This window comes from Thermoflavifilum thermophilum (genome assembly GCF_900116565.1).
Taxonomy (GTDB): Bacteria; Bacteroidota; Bacteroidia; order Chitinophagales; family Chitinophagaceae; genus Thermoflavifilum; species Thermoflavifilum thermophilum.
In genome coordinates this window covers 846,636-866,728 of sequence record NZ_FPCJ01000001.1, presented here as the reverse complement: position 1 = coordinate 866,728, position 20,093 = coordinate 846,636, and the positions used below count along the sequence as shown (strand labels likewise).

The window sequence follows — 20,093 nt, the reverse complement described above, 5'->3', positions numbered from 1 at the left end:
GATGCGAAGTTTAAGAAGGGACAAATTTACGCAAAATTGGCTGAACATCTGCATTTGGCGGGTAAAAACAAGTGCTGCTATGCGGTTTGTCTTATCTTTGCAGATCATGAATCAGACACTGGAATTTTTTCAGCAAACCGGCATGCGTCAGCTTTCTGATCATCGGCTGGAGCTCTTGTCAGAACGGGAGTTTCAGGCAGGTAATCATGTGCAGGTTCAGGTGAGCAGGTATCTCTGGGCCGAAGGTGAGCCACAGGCGGTAGCTGCCATGGTATATCACGTGGTAGCTGAATCAACAACCAAAGAACCGGTTATAGAATTGAAATATTGCATTCCGGGCCGCCGCTATTGTGCTTTTGCCGGATGCAAGGGCAGCCTGTGTACTTCGCCGCATCAGGAAGATGATTGCCTGCACAGCCATTCCACCGCCGAAATGATTTCTATAGCCTTTTCATCTGCTTTTTTCCATGCACAGGAGCTTGAGGAATGCTGGGTGGGTACGGATAGGCCAGCCACCACAAAGAAAACGCTGATCTGGAAGCCCGTGCAAGTCACCCCTCGCATGACCAGCCTGCTGCAACAGATGCTGCATCACCCCTATCAGGGAATAGAAGAAAGGCTTTATGTGCAAAGCAAGGCTCTGGAATTGCTAGTGATTTCCCGTGAACAGGCCCGGCATCAAGCTGTCCGGAAAACGACTGCCCGTTTTCTGCTTAGCCCCGAAGACAGGCAAAAAATTTACCAGGCCCGGGATATCATGCTGCAGCATCTTGATGAGCCCATCACCATCCGCGAACTTTCCCGCAAGGTGGCTATCAATGAATGCTATTTGAAAAAAGGTTTTAAGGAGATTTTTGGAACTACCATCTACGACTATTTCCAGCGTGAACGAATGGAAAAGGCCCGCCAGCTGCTCTATGAGCAAGGCCTTTCCGTATCGGAAGTGGCCGCCCGTATGGGATACTCTTGCATCTCCCATTTCAGCACGGCATTTAAAAAATACACCGGGCTGAAACCTTGCGAACTGATCCGCTGAACAAATTTTCCCAATTGGATATAGATTTTTTCCCGATCCGATAAACAGAACAATAGGCCGTAGCTTAGCTTTGTGATGCTCTAAGTTACACATCGCTCATGCTGATCTCCTGCATCCGCCCTGGCCTGGCCGGGGCGAATGTATTTTTACAACATAGATACATTACGGCTGACGGCCATTTGTTGTATTTTTGCATCCATTTTTGATTAAACTGACAGGCTTTTCCATGGGAACTACGGCAAAATATCCGGAATATGCTCAGCTGAATCTTCCGGCCTTCGAACAGGAAATCCTCCAGCGCTGGGAACAGGAAAAGACTTTTGAACAAAGTATTGCCCAAAGGGAGGGACAACCCTCTTTTGTGTTTTATGAAGGTCCCCCTTCTGCCAACGGATTGCCGGGTATTCATCACGTGATTTCCCGTACCCTCAAGGATCTGGTATGCCGTTACCAGACCATGAAAGGCTTTCAGGTGAAGCGCAAGAGTGGCTGGGATACCCATGGATTGCCGGTAGAACTGGGCGTGGAGCAGGAGCTGGGTATTTCCAAGGCTGATATTGGGAAAAAAATATCGGTTGAAGAATATAATCGTCGTTGCCGGGAGGCCGTCCTCCGCTACAAAGACAAATGGGAGGAGCTGACCCGCAAAATGGGCTATTGGGTGGATCTGGAACATCCCTACATTACTTTCGACAACGACTATATCGAAACGCTTTGGTGGCTGCTGAAAAAACTTTACGAAAAGGGTTTGCTCTATGAGAGCATCAGCATTCAGCCCTATTCGCCTGCAGCCGGAACCGGCCTGAGCTCGCATGAGCTCAACCAGCCCGGCACATACAAGATGGTAAAAGATACCACGGTGGTAGCCATGTTCAGACTTTCCGGCCAGGATGGGCGTAATGCTTCCCATCCGGCATGGAAGCGCATGCAGGAGGCTATTGCGGCCTACCGGCAGCAGCATGCCGTAGCGTACCCCGCAGAGCAGGAACAGGTGTTTTGCCTGGCATGGACCACTACACCGTGGACATTACCTTCCAACCTGGGTCTCACGGTGGGGCCTCATTTTACCTATAGCCTGATCCGTACCCGTCATCCCTATACCCAGGAGGTGGTGCATGTGTTGCTGGCTAAAGAAAAAGTCAAGGAATATTTTGCCGAACCCGAGCAAGGATCGATCGAAGAAACCCCGCTTGCCCTTGATGGACACCGCAGGGTTAAGTCGCCCTGGGCTGAGCTGCTTACCCTGCAAGGACAGGAGCTGCAGGGCTTGTATTATGAGCAGCTTATGCCTTTTGATGCCAATAGGCCTGAACTGGCAGGTGGCGATCCTTTCCGGATTGTAACAGGTGATTTTGTAACCACAGAAGAAGGTACCGGCATCGTGCATACGGCTCCGGCTTTTGGGGCCGACGACTTTCGCGTGGGTCAGCAATTCGGATTGGGCATCCTGGTGATGGTGGATAAGGAAGGAAAATTTGTGGAAGGCATGGGCGAATTCAGCGGCCGGTATGTAAAAAATTACAAGGACGATCCCAATTACCGGGATGTGGATGTGGATTTGTGCAACTGGCTGAAAGCACGCGGGCTGGCTTTCCGGATTGAAAAATATGAGCACAGTTACCCGCATTGCTGGCGTACCGACAAGCCGGTGTTGTATTATCCGCTACAGGCCTGGTTTATCCGCACCACGGCCATGAAAGATCGGATGGTGGAGCTCAATCGCCGCATCCGCTGGAAACCCGCCAGCACCGGGGAAGGCCGCTTTGGCAACTGGCTGGAAAACATCGTGGACTGGAACCTGAGTCGTAGCCGTTTCTGGGGAACGCCGCTGCCCATCTGGCGTACGGAAGACGGGTCAGAAGAAAAATGTATTGGTTCAGTAGCTGAATTGAAAGCGGAACTCAAAAAAGCTGCTGCCCTCAATAAACCCGAATACCTCCGCGAAGATGCCGTGTTTGATTTGCATAAACCCTTTGTTGATGAAATGGTGTTGCTGAGCGACAGTGGCAAGCCCATGCATCGCGTGCCCGATCTGGTGGATGTATGGTTTGACAGCGGTGCCATGCCTTTTGCCCAATGGCATTTCCCGTTTGAAAATACCAATGTGTTTGCCAGCAACTATCCGGCTGATTTCATCTGCGAAGGGGTTGACCAGACCCGCGGCTGGTTTTACACCCTGCACGCCATCAGTGCTTTGCTCAAGGAGGAAATCCAGGACGAGCTCCGCCGGCAGGGTTTCCCGGCCGACGACCAACGCTATCCCGGGCTGGCATTTAAAACCGTGGTTTCCAATGGACTGGTGCTCGACAAGCATGGCAACAAGATGAGCAAGCGCCTGGGCAATGTGGTGGATCCGTTTGAAACTATCCAGACCTTTGGTGCCGATGCTACCCGCTGGTACCTGATTACCAATGCCTCGCCCTGGGATAATCTGCGGTTTGATGTGGAAGGCATCCGCGAAGCCCAGCGTAAATTTTTCGGTACCCTCTACAATACGTATCAGTTCTTTGCCCTATATGCCAATATTGATGGGTTTACCTATTCCGGTCAACCCCTGCCCGTAGCGCAGCGACCCGCCATCGATCAATGGGTACTCTCGGCCCTCAATACTTTGGTAACCAGGGTCAATGAAGCATTCGATGATTATGAGCCCATGGTGGCAGGCCGATTAATTGAGGAGTTTGTGATTGAACAACTCAGCAACTGGTATGTGCGGCTGAACCGCAGACGGTTCTGGAGTCCCCTGCGTCCCAGTGAAAACGGCCGGCCTGGGGATGACGATGATAAAGAATCAGCCTACCAGACACTGTATGAATGCCTGGAAACCGTATCCTTGCTGATGGCACCCATAGCTCCGTTTTTTGCCGATTGGCTCTTCCGCAACCTGAACCAGGTAACCAGCAGGTATGCAGTATCTTCCGTACACCTGGCTGATTTTCCCAGGCCCGATAGCCGCCTCAGTCGCCCCGACCTGGAGCAGCAAATGCAGCTGGCACAAGATATTACTTCCCTGATTCTTTCGCTTCGCAAAAAGGTGAATATCAAGGTCCGCCAGCCGCTGCAAAAAGTACTCATTCCGATTGTGGACGACCAGATGAAACAACAGCTCCAGGCCGTGGAAGAACTCATCAAGGCAGAGGTGAATGTGAAAGAAATTGAATATGTAAGCGAGGCTGGAATCCAATACCGGATAAAACCCAACTTTAAAGCCCTGGGCAACAAACTGGGCAAAAAAATGAAGGCTGTAACCCAATATTTCCAACAGCTCGATCAATCGCACATTCTCGAGCTTAAGCAAGGTAAGGCCCTGCAGCTGGCTTTTGTGGGCGACCAGATTGCTCAGCCGGGGCAAACCCCGCAGGAAGTGATTTCCCTTTTGCCTGAAGAAGTAGAAATCTTCCCCGAAGATATTCCTGGCTGGATGACCGCCAATAAGGGCAATCTCACCGTAGCCCTCGACATCACGGTAACGCCTGAACTGGAAAAGGAAGGGCATGCCCGCGAGCTGGTGAATCGCATTCAGAGGCTTAGAAAAGAATCAGGGCTGGAAGTCACAGATCGCATCCAGGTGAAGATTGCCGACCATGACCTGATCCGCCCGGTGCTCAATGATTCACATCTTTATAAGTATATTTGCACGGAAATTTTGGCAGACCGACTGGAAATAGTTTCGCAAATTCAGGATGGCAGTTTGATTGAAGTCAATGAAGTCCCATTAACCGTTCACCTTCAAAAAATCCGCTGACATATGGCAAGCCAGAAAAAAACAACCAAGGACCCAAAAAAGCAGACAACAACTGCCCTGAAGGCCGAATCCCAATCGGCTCAAACGGCTTCCTCATCCTCCCGTAAAGCAGCTGAAAGCGCTACCCCAAAAGCTGCATCAGCCAAAACATCAACCAAAACCGCGAAAAGCAGTGCAGCTTCTAAAACCAATGCTGATACTGCAGGGAAAAAGCCTGTCTCCAAATCCGCGAAAAAAAACCAGACCAAGACTTCCGAAAAAGTTACTCATACATCTGCTGTTTCTGATCAGACGAAAAGCAAAAAAACTGCGTCTGCCGAAGCCTGGCCTGACAGCCCGGCTGCTAAAAAAGAAGATCGGGCTGAAATCGTCTATCAGCCTGAATTTGAAAAATCAGTACTCGATCAGCCCGGCCAGCATAACGGGCCAGTCTATCGCTATAGCGATGCCGAACTGCAGGAATTCAAGGAGATTATCCTCAAGAAGCTGGAAGCTGCCCGCAAAGAGCTCGCTTATCTGCAGGGACTCATTACCCGGAAGGATGAAATGGGCACGGAAGACACGGAAAACAAGTACATGAGTTTGGAAGATGGCTCCGGTACGTTGGAACGCGAGCAGCTGAATCAGATGGCCAGCCGTCAGATTCAGTTCATTGATCATCTGGAGAAAGCGCTGGTACGCATCGAAAACAAGACCTATGGCATCTGTCGGGTAACGGGTAAGCTTATCGACAAAGCCCGTCTTCGTGCTGTGCCGCATGCCACGCTGAGCATCGAGGCCAAAAAAGCCCTGAGCAAGGGCAGCTAAGCGTCGGTTGCTGGTACATCAATCTGTTGCATACGAATCAACCTGCGGTAAGTTCCGTCAAACGCCATCAACTCGTCGTGGGAGCCATGCTCCACAATCCGTCCATTGCTCAGTACGTAAATTTCGTCGGCATGCTGGATGGTGGAAAGTCGGTGCGCAACGATGATGCTTGTTCGGTGTTTCATCAGCCGCTGAATAGCTTCCTGAACCAGCCTTTCGCTTTCTGTATCCAGGGAAGAGGTGGCTTCATCCAGAATCAGAATCGGCGGATTCTTCAACACAGCCCGGGCAATGGTAATGCGCTGTTTTTCCCCGCCGCTTAGCTTGATGCCTCTGTCGCCCACAATGGTTGCATATCCTTCTTCTTTTTGCATGATGAATGCATGAGCGTTGGCAATGCGGGCAGCTGCAATAATGTCTTCTTCCCGGACCTCTCCATTGGCTCCGAGTGCAATGTTATTGGCTATGGTATCGTTGAACAAAATAGGCTCCTGCGTCACAATGCCCATCAGCCGGCGCAAATCCTGCAAACGGTATTCTTTGATGTTGATGCCATCAATTAAAATTTCTCCTTCGGTAACATCATGAAAACGAGGAAGTAGGTCCACCAGTGTGGATTTTCCGGCACCGGAAGCCCCTACAATCGCAATGGTTTTGCCTTTGGGTATGGTCAGGGAAATGCGGTCAAGTACCAGCTGATCGCGGTAGCGAAAACTTACATTGCGGAATTCAATGGCATACTCAAAACTAACAATAGGTCGGGCACCCGGCTTTTCGACCACTGTGATGGGAGTGGAAAGAATTTGCTGAATACGCTCAGCACTGGCCCTGCCTTTCTGGATGTTGTAGGAAGTAGTGGAAAATGATTTCAGCGGATTGATGATCTGGGAAAAAATGGCAATGTAGGCAATGAATACGTCGGCACTCACCACTGGCGGATTGGAAAGGGCCAGTTGTCCACCAAAAAACAATACCACGCAAAGCACCACCACCCCAAGAAATTCCGAAAGTGGAGAAGCCAGATCCCGCCGGCGGTTGATACGATTTTTGAGCCGAAACAACTGATGATTTTCATGCTGAAACTTGATCTGCTGGTGACGTTCGGCATTGAAGGCTTTTACAATCCGAAGGCCTGTAATGGTTTCATCCATGATTGCCAGCAGATTGCTGAGCCTTTGCTGGCCTGCATTGGAATGCCGTTTCAAGGATTTGCTGATGCGGCCAATCACAAATCCAGCTGCCGGTAGCAGAATCACCAGAAACAAAGTGAGCTGGGGACTTAAAATGAGCAGCGTACAGAAATAAATCAATACCGTAAAAGGATCCCGAAAAGCACTTTCCAGAAAGCTAATAATCGAAACCTCGATTTCCTGCACATCGTTGGTCATCCGACTCAAAATATCGGCTTTTTTTTCCTCAGAAAAATATCCGATGGGCAATGCAATCACGTGATTAAACAAATCCCTGCGGATGTCCATCAGAATGCTGTTCCGGATGGGCGTGCTGATAAAAGAAGCACCGTATGAAAACAGATTTTTCAGCAAAATAGCAACCATTACCACCAGGCAGATAACCCCGATGGCGTAAGATTTGCCATAGGTATCAATGACCTGGGTAAGATAGTAATTGAACAGCTGCAACAGACTGGAAGAAGAAAAATGAAACACAGGCTTGGTGTGTACAGGCTGTGTTTTCCCAAAAATCAGCGACAAAAAGGGTATCAGCATGGTGAGCGATATCAGCGAAAAAAAGATCGACAACAGGTTGCAGATAAAATATAACACGATGCCCTGCACGTGATTTTTTAAATACCGCAATACCCACAATAAATTTTTCATCAGAAGGCGTTTAAAGGTTTATGATTGTTTAATCGGCCGGCATAACAGCATCCACCAGACTGGCGTAGTCCGAAAGAAAGCCAATGGATGACATACATTTCACAGGAAGCTCGTAAAAACCCCGTAAATTTACAAGTTAACCACAAGAGGAATGGCATTTTCATGTAAAAACTGAATAATCATGCAAGAATCCAAACGTCAGAAACAGGTAGCACGATTGATTCAGGAAGAGCTGAGTGATATTTTTCAACGGCAGGGCCTGAATATTTTCCACGGGGGAATGATATCCATTTCACAGGTGAAAATGACTCCGGATCTGCTGGAAGCAAGAATATATCTGAGTTTTTATCAGATCACAGATCCTGACCAGATGCTTGCCCTGATCAAAGATCGCAAATGGGAAATCAAAAAGGAGCTGGCCGCACGTATCAAACATCAGCTTCGGCGCATCCCCGAGTTGCAGTTTTTCCGCGATGATACGCTGGATTATGTATTTCGGCTGGAAGAAATTTTCAAAAAAATTCACGAACAGGACAAGCCAGCGGATGAGTGATGGCTTCTATTGGTTTGCTGCTCAGATTTGCCCGGCGTTATTTCTGGGGCCACAAATCTACCCAGGCCATCCAGCTGATTTCCTGGGTCAGTGTGCTGGCCATAGCGGTGGGTACTGCCGCACTTATCATTGTGCTGAGTGTATTCAACGGATTTGAAGATCTGGTGAAATCGCTTTATTCCTCCTTTTACCCTACTCTTCGGGTCATACCTGCCCGCGGTCCTGTGTTTCAGGTGACGCCTTCACAACTGCAAGGCATCCGGCAGATCGCGGGTGTAAAGGCTGTGAGTGAAACTGTTGAAGCCAAGGCCAGCATCCGATACAACAACCAGCAGATCATTGCCGTTGTGAAAGGAGTGGATAGTGCCTATACGCATGTTACCGGTCTGAAAGATAAACTCGTAGAGGGCGTCTTTGCGCTGGGTACGCCTCAGGTGCCGGGAGCTGTGGTGGGCATTGGTATTGCATCGGCTTTGGGTGTGGATCTGCAAAATCCGCTGTATCCTTTGTGGGTTTATGTTCCCAATCCGCATGTAGCCACTTTCCTGAATCCTGAACAAGCCCTCCGTGTAGGCAGCCTTATGCCGCAGGGTATATTTGCCATCCAGGAGGAATTCGACGATAGATACATTATCACCCGTATTGATGCCATGCGCCAGTTGCTTTTGTTGCCCGAGGATGCAGTGTCAGCCCTGGAAATCAACACAGGCGATCGGGCATCCCTGGCAGAAGTGGGGCGGCAGATCCAGCATATCCTGGGGCCCGATGTGGTTGTTAAAACCCGTTATGAACAGAATGAAACCCTCTATCACGTGATGCAGACGGAAAAATGGGTCGTGTATGCCATCCTGAGTTTCATCCTGGTGATAGCAGCTTTTAACATGATCGGGGCACTTTCGATGCTGGTCATTGACAAACAGCAGGACATAGCCATTTTACGGGCTATGGGGGCAACTGAAAAGCTGATTCGACGCATTTTTCTATCCACCGGTTTGTGGATAGCCTTTACCGGAGCAGCTATCGGCGTTGGCCTGGCACTGTTGCTATGCATAGGTCAGCAGCATTACGGCTGGATCAAGCTGGGTGGGCATTCTTTCGTGATAGATGCCTATCCGGTGAGCCTCAAAGGGCAGGATTTTGTGCTGGTGGTGATGACGGTGGCCATTATTGCTGCACTGGCATCTTACCTGCCGGCCCATCGGGCAGGAAGTCGCCAGCTGGATTTGAAATCTTTGCGGTCTTAGAAATCACCCAGGGAAGTTTCGGGAAGCTGGGCCATCGCCCGTTTGAATTGTTCTTCATTGGGCGCAGTACCATGCCACTCGTGGTTGTTTTCCATGAAATCCACCCCTTTGCCCATCACGGTGTGCATGAGCACAGCCACGGGCTTGCCTTTCCCGGTGAGGGTCTTGGCTTTTTCCAGGGTTTCTATCACCAGGTCCAGGTTGTTGCCGTCCTTGAGTTCGAGGGTTTCCCATCCGAAAGCACGGAATTTTTCCACCAGATCACCCAGTCCGGCCACCTCGCGGGTGGGGCCATCAATCTGTTGACCGTTCCAGTCGACCGTAGCAATCAGATTATCTACCTTATGATGAGCGGCAAACATCATGGCTTCCCAGTTTTGGCCTTCTTCCAGTTCGCCATCGCCATGTAGGGAAAAAACCCAACGCTTGTCGCCACTGAGTTTTTTACCCAAAGCTGCACCCACGGCCACGCTCATGCCCTGGCCCAGCGAGCCAGTGCTGATGCGTACCCCTGGCAAATGTTCATGTGTGGTGGGATGCCCCTGCAGGCGGGAATTGATTTTGCGGAAGGTATATAATTCTTTCAGGGGAAAATATCCGGCTCGTGCCAGCGTGCTGTAATACACCGGCGAAATATGTCCGTTGGAAAGAATAAATATGTCTTCGTCCTTTCCGGCCATGGTGAAGTCGGGATTGTGTTTCATGACCTGAAAATACAAGGCGGTGAAAAATTCGGTACACCCCAGCGACCCGCCCGGATGTCCACTCTGAGCCAGATACACCATGCGAATAATGTCCCTTCTGATTTGTGCAGCGATTTCGGTAAGCGAAGCCATGATCCCTATTTTTAAGCTTCAAAAGTAAAAGAAAATTTTCAAGCAGGTAGAGCTGGATATCTGAAACTTCTGATGGGAAGCCGCTTTGTGAATATGAACAAATTCCTGTAGGTTTGCACATCCCAAATTACTTTTATGGAAGAAGAACTTACCCTGATCATAGAAGATGCCCGTGAAAAAATGCAAAAAGCCATTCAGCATCTGGAATCAGAACTGGTGAAAATCCGTGCCGGTAAAGCCAATCCGCAGATGCTGGAAGGTATTCAGGTTGAATATTACGGCGCTTTTGTGCCCCTCAATCAGGTAGCCAATGTGACGGCTGCCGATGCGCGTACCATTGTGATTCAGCCCTGGGAAAAACAAATGGTGCCGGTCATTGAAAAAGCTATCATTGCAGCCAACCTGGGTTTCACTCCGCAGAACGATGGTCAGATCATCCGCATTTTCCTCCCTCCGCTTACCGAAGAGCGGCGCAGGGATCTGGTGAAACGGGTCAATGCCGAAGGCGAACAGGCCAAGATCGCCATCCGCAATATCAGAAGGGATGCCATTGAAGAAATCAAAAAGATGCAGAAAAACGGGCTGAGCGAGGATCAAGCCAAGGACGCCGAAGAAGAAGCCCAGCAGCTCACCAATAAATTCATTGCCCTGGTCGATAAGTACTGCGCGGCCAAGGAAAAAGAAATCATGGTGGTCTAAACGCGGATATCTGTTTTTATTGCTGAAAAACGATATCTTTCAGATGCGATTCTCAAGCATCTGCACATGTCTGCTATTCGTTTGACCGATATCCCCACCCGTGCTCCCGGCAATATGGATAAAAAGAAGACCCGGAAAGCCACCCATAAACTCAAGAAGGCCATTGCCGATTTGCAGAATATCTTATACGCGGAAGCCAAACACAGCCTGCTGGTGATCCTGCAAGGCATGGACGCCAGTGGCAAAGATGGGGCTATTCGGCATGTGTTCAACCGCATCAATCCGCAAGGCATTCAGGTTACCTCATTCAAAGTGCCCACTCCCGAAGAGGCTGCGCATGATTTTTTGTGGCGCATCCATGCACATGCGCCGGCTCGCGGCATGATGCATATTTTCAACCGTTCGCATTACGAAGATGTGCTCGTCACCCGTGTGCATGGCTGGATTGACGATGATACGGCTCACAGGCGCATGCAGCACATCAACCATTTTGAACAACTACTCCTCGATCACCAAACCACCATCCTCAAATTTTACCTGCACATATCGCGGGAAGAGCAAGCCAAACGCTTGCAGGAAAGGCTGAAAAACCCGAAAAAGCGCTGGAAATACAATCCTTCAGATCTGGAAGAAGCCCAAAAATGGCATGATTACCTGCATTACTATGAAGAAGTGTTTGCCACGTGCAGTCCGGAAATTCCCTGGATCATCGTGCCTGCTGATCAGAACTGGTATAAGGAATTTGTGATTGCGGAAGCCGTACATCAGGCACTGAAAAACATGCAATTGCGTTATCCTCGTCGTGCATCCCTTGCTTCAGCCGGGCATGCACACAATCGAAAAAAATGATGCACGGGTACATGGTTTTTGTTTATGGGGGATTGTTGGGTTTGGTATTAGTGGAAAGCTGGTATCGCTGGATCTCATGGCAGAGCCGCAGGTTTTGCGTGGGCCGGGCTGAGCTGCTTACATCCAGCACCTATGCTTTGGTGTTGGGAACGCGGGTCAGGGTAGGCAGGAGTTTCAACCGGTATTTGCTGTATCGCCTGCAGGCTGCACTCAGGCTGGTACAGGCAGGTAAAGCAGAAAAGCTGATTTTGAGTGGTTCACATCCTGCGGGTTTAATGGATCAGCCGGCAAGCATGAAAGCCTGGTGTTTGGAAAATGGAATCCCGGCAGACCGGATTCTGGTTGATGACCGGGGTAGTCGCACCTGGCAATCGCTCCGGCATTGCCGGGAAGCCGGTATCCGGGAGCTGATCATTGTTTCCCAGCGTTTTCATAACGAACGGGCCGTATTCATTGCTCGCCATATGGGGATGCAGGTGCAGGCATTGAATGCGGCCAACGGCCATGGATGGGTACAATATCGGTTGCTTTGTCGGGAACGACTGGCTCGAATGAGGTGCTTATGGGATATTTTGTTTGACCGTTTGCAAAAAATATAAGCTAACCAGGTACTTTGTTTTTGAAACTTGTTTATCTTACTGCATTAAAACTATACAGATATGTCATTCTGGAAAGACTTTCGGGATTTTGCCATGAAAGGCAATGTCATTGACCTGGCAATAGCTGTGGTCATCGGGGGTGCCTTTGGGAAAATCGTAAGCTCGCTGGTAAATGATATTCTGATGCCATTGCTGGGTATCCTGACGGGCGGCATCAATTTCAGTGATAAGAAGATCGTGCTGCAACAGGCTCAGGTAGATGCCGCGGGTAAAATCCTGAAACCCGCCAACACCCTGAATTATGGCTCTTTCATTCAGGCGGTGATTGATTTTCTGATTATTGCTTTTTGCATCTTTCTGGCTATCCGTGCTTTGCAGCAATTTAACCGTAAGCAAAAGCAGGAAGCTCCTGCTGCGCCTCCGCCCCCATCCAACGAAGAAAAGCTGCTGGCCGAAATCCGCGACTTGTTGAAGTCTCGCTCTTGAGAGGCAAGCCGAAATCAAAATTTTTTTGCTTCCTGTTGATGCCTTTTCTTTGCCCCATGAAATGGGGTTTTTGGGGCATGATGGGGTGCTTTTTATTTGCAGTCAGCACGGCATATGCCCAACAAGACATTCTCCACCTGAAAAAGGATATTGACTATTTTGAAAAAAGCAAAATCGGTCAGCCGCTCGATACCCTGGAAGGCTGGCGCTATGGTACCATTGCCAATCTGAGCCTGAGCCAGGGCAGCCTGCAGAACTGGGCTGCCGGTGGTGATCCGTTCTCCATTTCCATCAATGCCATGGGTAACCTGTATGCCAACTATCGGAAGGGCAACTCGCGCTGGGACAATGGCTTTACCCTGGCCTATGGGGTGCAAAAGACCACCAGCACCGGCATGCGTAAGACCGATGATAATTTTGACCTGTCGAGCAAATATGGATACCGCTTTTCGCCCAACTGGTATGCCGGTGCGATGTTCGACCTGCGCAGCCAGTTTGCCAATGGCTATCTCTACCCGGAAGATTCGGTGATTTCACATGCCTTTGCTCCTGCTTATGCCCTGCTGGCGCTGGGTTTCAACTTTCAGCATAGTGAGCGGTTTTCCCTGTTTCTGTCGCCCATGACTTCCAGGCTTACCATTGTGGCCGATCGTCGCCTGGCCAACCTGGGCGCCTATGGCGTGGATAGCGCCATCTACGCATATCATGACGATGGTACGCGTACCCTGATCCGGAAAAGCAAGCTTGCCAGCTACCAGATGGGAGCCTATCTTTCGGCCCGGCTGGATCGGCCTGTGATGGAAAATGTAAACTGGGCAACCCGACTTGATTTGTTTTCCAACTACCTGAAAAACCCGCAGAATATCAAAGTTTACTGGACTTCCCTCATCAGCATGAAGGTAAACCGGCTGATTTCCGTAACCCTGAGCACGGAACTGATTTATGATGATGATGTACGCATCTGGCAAAACAAAGATGGGGTGTATGGGCCCCGCACCCAGTTCAAGGAAATCCTGGGCATTGGATTTTCCTATACATTTGCCCGGCATCCCGACAGTTAACCTGTAATTTTGTGATGCATCAATCCTGATACCACGTGCCGGAACGTTTGACCTATACCATTCACCTACCTCAGTTTGAGGGCCCTTTCGACCTGCTTTTGTTTTTTATCGAAAGGGATGAGATTGACATTTACGATATCCCCATCAACCAGCTCATTCACGATTTTCTGGACTATATCCACCAGATGGAGTCGCTCAATATTGAGTTGGCCAGCGAATTCATCCTGTTTGTCTCCACCCTCATGCGCATCAAAGCGCGGATGTTGCTGCCCCGGCGTGAGGTGGATGCTTCCGGCCAGGAAATTGATCCGCGGCAGGAACTGGTCAATAAAATCCTGGAATACAAAAAATACAAGCAGGTAGCCGCCGAACTGGCCCAGCGCGAAGCAGAGCATCAGCAGCAGGCGAGGCGGGGCAACGCGTTGCGCGATCTGGAGCAGGTAGGCGAAACCATGGCCGAAGGTACTGAAGTGCAAACCCTTACCCTGTTCAAACTCATGAAAGCCTACCAGAAAGCCCTGTTCCGGCTGGATCAACGGCTCAACAAGCCTCAGCATGTGGTAATGCGCTATCATTACACCATGGAAAACTCGCGTGAGTTTATGGTGCAGCTCGTGTCCACGCAACACACCGTGCCATTTACTCATCTGTTCAATTATTTCGAAAACCGCATGCATGCCATCTTTCTCTTCCTGGCTATCCTGGAGCTGGTGCAGCAGGGCCTCATCGGCCTGCTGACAGGCGAGGGCTACAACAACTTCATTCTCGAATACCGACCACCGGTAACCCTTCCGGCAGAACCGGCTTCTGCAAACTGAATTTCCTCTTTCTGGCTGATAAATCGGCCATTTATCATTTTTCTGCACAATATTTGTTGTAACAATTAAAAATTCTATCTTTGGTCATTGTAATCATCAAAAAACTTTACGACTATGGCAGAAACAGCAACTAAAACCATCTGGAAGGTAGATCCCACACACTCTGAAATCCTGTTCAAGGTGCGCCACATGGTGATTTCAACCGTCACGGGAAAATTTGAAAAATTCGACGGCACAGTGGAAACCGAAGGCGACCGGCTGGAAACGGCTAAAGTGGAGTTTGTGATTGACACGGCCAGTGTGAACACCGGCGTGGCCGACCGCGACAATCATTTACGTAGCGATGATTTCTTCAATGCGGAGAAGTATCCGCAGATTCGTTTTGTGTCAACAGCTCTCAAAAAAATCAACGATCAGGAATACGAACTGGAGGGCAATCTCACCATCCGCGATGTAACCCAACCCGTGAAGCTCAAAGTGGAATATGGCGGCATGGTCAAGGATCCCTGGGGCAATACCCGGGCGGGTTTTGTGGTAACCGGTAAAATCAACCGCAAAGATTTTGGTCTGAAATGGAATATGCTGCTGGAAACCGGTGGGGCCGTGGTGAGCGATGAAGTGCAGGTGCAGTGTGCGGTGGAGTTTGTCCACAGTTGATGGGGAATTAGAAGCAGAGGAAGAGCCAGCACCGCCCGTGCTGGCTTTTTTGTACCCCAAGCTTTCAGCAGTTCGATCCGGAGGTGCTTACCATCACCTTTTCCTGCAGCAGGCTGCGCACGGCAGCGGCAATGCCTTCGGCATCGTAGCCACATTCGTGATGCAGTTCAGCAGGTTTGCCGTGTTCCACAACCCGATCGGGAATGCCCAGGATGCGCAGCTGGTTGTGGTAGCCATGCAAGGCCATGAATTCGGCCACGGCGCTGCCCAGCCCACCGATGCGGGATCCATCTTCAACCGTGACGATGATAGGGAATTGCTGCAACACCTGATGGAGCAATTCCTCGTCGAGCGGCTTCAGGAAGCGCATATCAAAATGAGCGGGCTGGATACCCTCCGTTAGCAACATTTTGCTGGCTTCGGTTACAAAATTGCCGGCGTGACCGATGGACAGGATAGCCACTTCTTTGCCTTCGGCTATCTGGCGGCCCTTGCCGATGGGCACTTCCCGGAAAGGCTTGCGCCAGTCGGGCATCACGCCCTCTCCCCGGGGATAGCGAATCACAAACGGATGCGTGATATGGGGCAGTTGGGCTGTGTACATGAGGTTGCGCATCTCCTCTTCGTTCATCGGGGCGCTGATGATGAGGTTGGGAATGGGCCGCAGGTAAGCCAGGTCATAGGCTCCGTGATGCGTAGCTCCATCTTCCCCCACCAGGCCGGCCCGGTCCAGGCAAAACACCACCGGCAGATCCTGAATCGCCACGTCGTGGATCAGCTGGTCATAAGCCCGCTGCATGAAGGAGGAATAGATGGTGCAATACACCTTCAGTCCCTGCGTAGCCATGCCGGCCGAAAGCGTAACGGCATGCTGTTCGCAGATGCCCACATCAAAAGCCCGGTGCGGCATTTTTTCCATCATAAACTTCAGGGAAGATCCCGAAGGCATAGCCGGGGTGATGCCTATGATTTTATCGTTCTGCTCAGCCAGTTCCAGCAAGGTCAGCCCGAAGACATCCTGGTATTTGGGTGGCTGGGGCGTGGGCGAAATCTTTTTCTGGATTTCCCCGTTTACCTTGTCGAATAGGCCGGGCGCATGCCATTTGGTTTGGTCTTTTTCGGCCGGGGCATAGCCCTTCCCTTTTACAGTGATGATATGCAGCAGCTTGGGACCCGGAATTTGTTTCAGGTCGGTAAGGGTATCCACCAATTTTTGCACATTATGCCCGTCAATCGGCCCGAAATAACGCAGTCCCAGGGCTTCAAACAGGTTGCTGGAGCGGGTGAGCAAACCTTTCAGGCCGGCTTCGATTTTAGCAGCCAGCTCCCGCGAGATATCGCTCATGGGTAGCTTGCCCAGCAGCCTCCAGAGGTCCTGCCGCAGCTTGTTGTAGGTAGGCGAGGTGGTGATATCGGTGAGGTATTCCTTCAAGGCGCCCACGTTGGGGTCGATGGACATGCAGTTGTCGTTCAGGATAATCAGCAGGTTGGTGTCCGACACACCGGCATGGTTCATCGCTTCAAAAGCCAGTCCGGCCGTCATGGCTCCATCGCCAATGACGGCAATGTGCTGGCGCTGGGTATCGCCGGCATATTTGGCGGCCATGGCCATACCCAGGGCTGCCGAGATGGAAGTGGAAGAATGGCCTACCCCAAAGGTGTCGTAAATGCTTTCGCTTCGGCGAGGAAAGCCGCTGATGCCGCCATAGCGACGATTGGTGTGGAATACCTTGCGGCGGCCGGTGAGGATTTTATGGGCATAAGCCTGATGGCCCACATCCCACACCAGCTGATCGTAAGGCGTTTGAAACACATAATGCAGCGCCACCGTGAGCTCTATTACGCCCAGATTGGCAGCAAAATGACCCCCATACACACTCACCATGTCGATGATATATTCCCGCAGCTCATCGCACAAAATATTGAGCTGTTCGCGGGAAAGCTTGCGCAGGTCGTCGGGGTATTCAATCTGGCTGAGCAAAGGTCCTGGCTGGATCTCTATATTTGCCATGGATAATGGTTTGGTATCAAATTCAAATAACAAGGTACGGCAAAAAAAGTTTTTTGGATGAAACCCGAAAGTTACGAGTTTTTAAGGAATGGGAGGGGAGAGAATAAACTGAGATAAGTGCGGATCCCCCAAAATAAGGACAAACATGGCAAATGCATGAAAGTGCAAGCAATCATTATACGCAAGTGATTGTGCATGAAGGGGGCGAAGATTGCCCGTAAGTTTTGAAAATGCGGGTAGAACAATAAACTCTGCAGCTAAAATAACAGGCCGTGTTTTTTGGGATGCCGTGATTTCCGCTCCTTGTAACCGTTAAACTCTTTATGGAAGGCAAGAGCAGCATCGTTTTAAGTTTTTTACAAAAAGCCTGATTAGAAAATTGAATGCGAACAATTAAATTTGGCCAATGCCTCGCAAAAAACAACCCTCTTCTGCCAAGCGCCCAGTTGAATCGTATGAGCATCGCGGCAAAGAGCGACTCAACAACCCGCCTGTGGGGCTGGTGACGCCGGAAACCGACCCGGACGCTACACCGCTGCATCCAGGAACGTTATCCGAACCGTGTGCGCTGGTAGGTGTTTGCTAAGCTACAGGATTGTGTGTGGTGGTGGGCAAGGTAGCCAGTTCGTGCGGGCATTCTTCTCTTTTCAAAGAGGCCGATTTTCTGCAAAACGGTAAACGGTGGGTTCTGAAAATATTCCCATGAAAACACAATACTACACAGCTACCAGCTTGGATGGATTTATTGCCACGGAAAACGATTCTCTCGATTGGCTCTTTAGCTTAGGCGACGTAAACAACACCAGTTATCCCGATTTTATATCGAACGTAGGTGCTCTTGCCATGGGCTCGGCAACCTATGAGTGGATGGTTCGTCATGCGGATAAGATTGCCGATCAGATGGGCACTGCGTGGCCATATACGCAGCCGGCATGGGTTTTTTCGAAGCGCAAACTTCCGGCAATAGCCGGCGCTGATATCCGGTTTGTGAGCGGAGATGTGCGACCTATTCACGCTGAAATGAGGCTGGCAGCAGGTGATAAAAACATCTGGATTGTAGGCGGTGGCGACCTGGCGGGGCAGTTCTATGATGCCGGACTGCTCGATGAAATCATGGTGCAGGTTGGGTCTGTAACCCTTGGCAAGGGAAAACAGTTATTTCCGCGACGAGTGTTGAGTCCTGTATTGCGCCTGGTTGCTGTTCACCAATTAGGCCACGCAATGGTTGAACTGCGATATGAGGTGAACAAAGATTGATTAAAAACATTCAAATAAGTATGCCACGATTTGTTGCTTTTCTGCGGGGCGTAAGCCCCATGAATCTGAAAATGGCTAATCTGAAGCATTGCCTGGAATCAGCTGGATTTACAGAAGTAAAAACCATTCTATCCAGCGGCAACGTGGCTTTCAATGCCTCTGCCCGAAGTGAAGCATCCATTGCAAAAAAGATTGAAGCACAACTTCAGCATCAGTTGGGACGCAGTTTTCCGGTTACGGTACGGTCAGTGGAGCATTTGCAAAACTTGCTAGCTTCAGATCCGTTCGGCAAGCACAAGGTTCGTGCTGGCGCCAAACGGGTTGTAACCTTTTTGTGGAAACCGGCAGATGCAAAACTGAAATTGCCCATTGAATATGAAGGTGCCATCGTTCACGAGGTGCAGGGGCTGGAAGTATTTACCAGCTATGTTCCTCACCCCAAAGGACCGATATTCATGAGTTTATTGGAAAAGACCTTTGGCAAAGAACAAACCACCCGCACGTGGGAGACAGTCAAAAGGTGTGTTGTTGCGTAAGGCAAAGGCAGAACAATATGCGACCCGGAGGTCCGCATGGAAGGAGGGTTTGTCATTGGCTCCGTCGCGGTTGGTTTTCAAATCGTATATTTTCAACATCACTAAAGGAGTACCTAAGGGAAGTACAACAATTCAAGGTCAGCTTTGGGGGCCCGTGCTCAGGACTGGGCCACGCATGTGGAGCAGGTGTGCTTGCCGCTTTTCGGCGCGGCGTTCGATGCCGCCCGTGTGACGGTGGGCACGCGTCTGCTCGACGCCGGCTGTGGTGCAGGACTGCTCGCGCTGTTGGCCAGCTTCCGCGGCGCGCAGGTGACCGCTCTGGACGCCTTGCCGGGGCTTTTGGCGATCGCGCGGCAACGCTTGCCCGGGGCCGACGTCCGGGAAGGCGATCTGGAGGAGCTCCCCTTTGACGATGCCAGCTTTGACGCGGTCGTGGCTGTCAACAGCGTCTTTTACGCGGTGGACATGGCGGCCGCCATGCGCGAACTCGTCCGCGTTGTCCGGCATGGCAGTCGGGTGGTCGTCACAGCCTGGGGGCCGCCCGAGAAATGCGAATTCTTAAGGGCCGTGATGCCCGCGCTCGGGCCGCTGATGCCGCCCCCGCCGCCGGGCGCTACACCGCCGCATCCAGGGGCGTTGTCCGAACCGGGAGCGCTGGCCAGCACGCTTGAAGCGGCTGGCTTAAGAGTCCTTGAGGAGGGCGAGGTCGCTTGTCCGTTCGTCTTTCCGAGCACCGAAGCATCGTGGCGCGGGAACTCAAGCGCCGGGGTCAACCAGGCAGCCATCGCTCACAGCGGGGAGGCCGCGGTTCGCGCCGTGTACGCAAACGCCGACCGCGCCCACATGCGCCCCGATGGGAGTGTTCGGTATAACAATGTCTTTCTCTGGGCTTCCGGCGAACGACCGTAGCGATGGACGCTTGTGAAATATACTCCTAATTGGTTGTGGCGAATTACCCGCTGCTCGCCGCCGAGATTTCTCTACCACGCCAGCGATCCCAGGATTCTCGGCGCGCCCGCGCGTTATCAGCGCACCTTACCGATGCCAATCGGATGGAGGAC

The 20,093-nt window shown here is 50.9% G+C and carries 18 protein-coding genes; 15 read left to right on the top strand and 3 right to left on the bottom strand.

Features of this window, described 5'->3' with window-relative positions; all coding sequences use genetic code 11:
• Nucleotides 1-79: 79 nt before the first annotated feature.
• The 3 genes from BM367_RS03755 (at nt 80) to BM367_RS03745 (ending at nt 5,588) form a co-directional block, all read left to right on the top strand.
• A complete protein-coding gene (locus BM367_RS03755; protein ID WP_177224096.1) occupies nt 80-1,036 on the top strand; it encodes a helix-turn-helix transcriptional regulator in 957 nt (318 codons plus the stop codon).
• Between the two features lie 226 nt (nt 1,037-1,262).
• Nucleotides 1,263-4,781, top strand: coding sequence for an isoleucine--tRNA ligase (ileS, locus tag BM367_RS03750; RefSeq protein WP_092457914.1), 3,519 nt, complete (start codon nt 1,263-1,265; stop codon nt 4,779-4,781).
• Nucleotides 4,782-4,784: 3 nt separating this feature from the next.
• Entirely contained in the window at nt 4,785-5,588 is an 804-nt protein-coding gene (locus tag BM367_RS03745) for a TraR/DksA C4-type zinc finger protein (RefSeq protein ID WP_092457911.1), read from the top strand.
• On the opposite strand, the gene BM367_RS03740 is transcribed toward BM367_RS03745, so the two are convergent.
• Nucleotides 5,585-7,426 carry an ABC transporter ATP-binding protein gene (locus BM367_RS03740; RefSeq protein WP_092457908.1) on the bottom strand — a complete coding sequence of 614 codons (1,842 nt, stop codon included), beginning with the start codon at nt 7,424-7,426 and terminating at the stop codon, nt 5,585-5,587. The genes BM367_RS03745 and BM367_RS03740 overlap by 4 nt on opposite strands.
• A gap of 181 nt (nt 7,427-7,607) precedes the next feature.
• Here BM367_RS03740 and rbfA point away from each other — a divergent pair, with 181 nt between their 5' ends.
• Both rbfA and BM367_RS03730 read left to right on the top strand, forming a co-directional pair.
• The gene (gene rbfA / locus BM367_RS03735; RefSeq protein WP_092457905.1) at nt 7,608-7,979 is read left to right on the top strand and encodes a 30S ribosome-binding factor RbfA; all 372 of its coding nucleotides are present in this window, start codon (nt 7,608-7,610) and stop codon (nt 7,977-7,979) included.
• Nucleotides 7,979-9,223 carry an ABC transporter permease gene (locus BM367_RS03730; RefSeq protein WP_245759983.1) on the top strand — a complete coding sequence of 415 codons (1,245 nt, stop codon included), beginning with the start codon at nt 7,979-7,981 and terminating at the stop codon, nt 9,221-9,223. The genes rbfA and BM367_RS03730 overlap by 1 nt, the downstream gene beginning before the upstream one ends.
• Here the strand turns inward: BM367_RS03730 and BM367_RS03725 are convergent.
• Nucleotides 9,220-10,059, bottom strand: coding sequence for a transketolase (locus tag BM367_RS03725; RefSeq protein ID WP_092457900.1), 840 nt, complete (start codon nt 10,057-10,059; stop codon nt 9,220-9,222). The two genes, BM367_RS03730 and BM367_RS03725, sit on opposite strands and share 4 nt — an antisense overlap.
• Nucleotides 10,060-10,194: 135 nt before the next feature.
• On the opposite strand from BM367_RS03725, the gene frr reads away from it, so the two are divergent.
• The 7 genes from frr to BM367_RS03690 all read left to right on the top strand — a co-directional run bounded on the left by frr (nt 10,195) and on the right by BM367_RS03690 (nt 15,228).
• On the top strand, nt 10,195-10,758 hold the full coding sequence (gene frr, locus BM367_RS03720; protein WP_092457897.1) for a ribosome recycling factor: 564 nt from the start codon (nt 10,195-10,197) through the stop codon (nt 10,756-10,758).
• A gap of 66 nt (nt 10,759-10,824) precedes the next feature.
• A complete protein-coding gene (locus BM367_RS03715) occupies nt 10,825-11,607 on the top strand; it encodes a PPK2 family polyphosphate kinase (RefSeq protein ID WP_092457894.1) in 783 nt (260 codons plus the stop codon).
• Nucleotides 11,608-11,618: 11 nt separating this feature from the next.
• Nucleotides 11,619-12,206, top strand: coding sequence for a SanA/YdcF family protein (locus BM367_RS03710; RefSeq protein WP_177224095.1), 588 nt, complete (start codon nt 11,619-11,621; stop codon nt 12,204-12,206).
• A 60-nt stretch (nt 12,207-12,266) separates the two neighbouring features.
• Nucleotides 12,267-12,692, top strand: coding sequence for a large-conductance mechanosensitive channel protein MscL (gene mscL / locus BM367_RS03705; RefSeq protein ID WP_092457888.1), 426 nt, complete (start codon nt 12,267-12,269; stop codon nt 12,690-12,692).
• Between the two features lie 56 nt (nt 12,693-12,748).
• The gene (locus BM367_RS03700) at nt 12,749-13,753 is read left to right on the top strand and encodes a DUF3078 domain-containing protein (RefSeq protein ID WP_177224094.1); all 1,005 of its coding nucleotides are present in this window, start codon (nt 12,749-12,751) and stop codon (nt 13,751-13,753) included.
• A gap of 35 nt (nt 13,754-13,788) precedes the next feature.
• Nucleotides 13,789-14,571, top strand: coding sequence for a segregation and condensation protein A (locus BM367_RS03695; RefSeq protein ID WP_245759887.1), 783 nt, complete (start codon nt 13,789-13,791; stop codon nt 14,569-14,571).
• 114 nt (nt 14,572-14,685) lie between these two features.
• Nucleotides 14,686-15,228 carry a YceI family protein gene (locus tag BM367_RS03690; RefSeq protein ID WP_092457882.1) on the top strand — a complete coding sequence of 181 codons (543 nt, stop codon included), beginning with the start codon at nt 14,686-14,688 and terminating at the stop codon, nt 15,226-15,228.
• A 64-nt stretch (nt 15,229-15,292) separates the two neighbouring features.
• Here BM367_RS03690 and dxs read toward each other — a convergent pair whose 3' ends face one another.
• Nucleotides 15,293-17,239, bottom strand: a complete 1,947-nt coding sequence (dxs, locus tag BM367_RS03685; protein ID WP_245759886.1) for a 1-deoxy-D-xylulose-5-phosphate synthase — start codon at nt 17,237-17,239, stop codon at nt 15,293-15,295.
• Nucleotides 17,240-17,941: 702 nt separating this feature from the next.
• Between dxs and BM367_RS03680 the strand changes: the two genes are divergently transcribed.
• The 3 genes from BM367_RS03680 to BM367_RS03670 all read left to right on the top strand — a co-directional run bounded on the left by BM367_RS03680 (nt 17,942) and on the right by BM367_RS03670 (nt 19,941).
• Entirely contained in the window at nt 17,942-18,496 is a 555-nt protein-coding gene (locus BM367_RS03680) for a dihydrofolate reductase family protein (protein WP_092460897.1), read from the top strand.
• Between the two features lie 20 nt (nt 18,497-18,516).
• Nucleotides 18,517-19,032, top strand: a complete 516-nt coding sequence (locus tag BM367_RS03675) for a DUF1697 domain-containing protein (RefSeq protein ID WP_092457879.1) — start codon at nt 18,517-18,519, stop codon at nt 19,030-19,032.
• 144 nt (nt 19,033-19,176) lie between these two features.
• On the top strand, nt 19,177-19,941 hold the full coding sequence (locus BM367_RS03670; RefSeq protein WP_092457876.1) for a class I SAM-dependent methyltransferase: 765 nt from the start codon (nt 19,177-19,179) through the stop codon (nt 19,939-19,941).
• The last annotated feature ends 152 nt before the right edge of the window (nt 19,942-20,093 follow it).

Coding starts and splice junctions, on each gene's coding strand:
- mscL (WP_092457888.1), top strand. CDS start 12,267: ATGTCATTCTGGAAAGACTTTCGGGATTTTGCCATGAAAGGCAATGTC.
- frr (WP_092457897.1), top strand. CDS start 10,195: ATGGAAGAAGAACTTACCCTGATCATAGAAGATGCCCGTGAAAAAATG.
- BM367_RS03675 (WP_092457879.1), top strand. CDS start 18,517: ATGCCACGATTTGTTGCTTTTCTGCGGGGCGTAAGCCCCATGAATCTG.
- BM367_RS03680 (WP_092460897.1), top strand. CDS start 17,942: ATGAAAACACAATACTACACAGCTACCAGCTTGGATGGATTTATTGCC.
- BM367_RS03715 (WP_092457894.1), top strand. CDS start 10,825: ATGTCTGCTATTCGTTTGACCGATATCCCCACCCGTGCTCCCGGCAAT.
- BM367_RS03745 (WP_092457911.1), top strand. CDS start 4,785: ATGGCAAGCCAGAAAAAAACAACCAAGGACCCAAAAAAGCAGACAACA.
- BM367_RS03740 (WP_092457908.1), bottom strand. CDS start 7,426: ATGAAAAATTTATTGTGGGTATTGCGGTATTTAAAAAATCACGTGCAG.
- dxs (WP_245759886.1), bottom strand. CDS start 17,239: ATGGCAAATATAGAGATCCAGCCAGGACCTTTGCTCAGCCAGATTGAA.
- BM367_RS03700 (WP_177224094.1), top strand. CDS start 12,749: ATGAAATGGGGTTTTTGGGGCATGATGGGGTGCTTTTTATTTGCAGTC.
- ileS (WP_092457914.1), top strand. CDS start 1,263: ATGGGAACTACGGCAAAATATCCGGAATATGCTCAGCTGAATCTTCCG.
- BM367_RS03710 (WP_177224095.1), top strand. CDS start 11,619: ATGGTTTTTGTTTATGGGGGATTGTTGGGTTTGGTATTAGTGGAAAGC.
- BM367_RS03725 (WP_092457900.1), bottom strand. CDS start 10,059: ATGGCTTCGCTTACCGAAATCGCTGCACAAATCAGAAGGGACATTATT.
- BM367_RS03730 (WP_245759983.1), top strand. CDS start 7,979: ATGGCTTCTATTGGTTTGCTGCTCAGATTTGCCCGGCGTTATTTCTGG.
- BM367_RS03755 (WP_177224096.1), top strand. CDS start 80: ATGCGGTTTGTCTTATCTTTGCAGATCATGAATCAGACACTGGAATTT.
- rbfA (WP_092457905.1), top strand. CDS start 7,608: ATGCAAGAATCCAAACGTCAGAAACAGGTAGCACGATTGATTCAGGAA.
- BM367_RS03690 (WP_092457882.1), top strand. CDS start 14,686: ATGGCAGAAACAGCAACTAAAACCATCTGGAAGGTAGATCCCACACAC.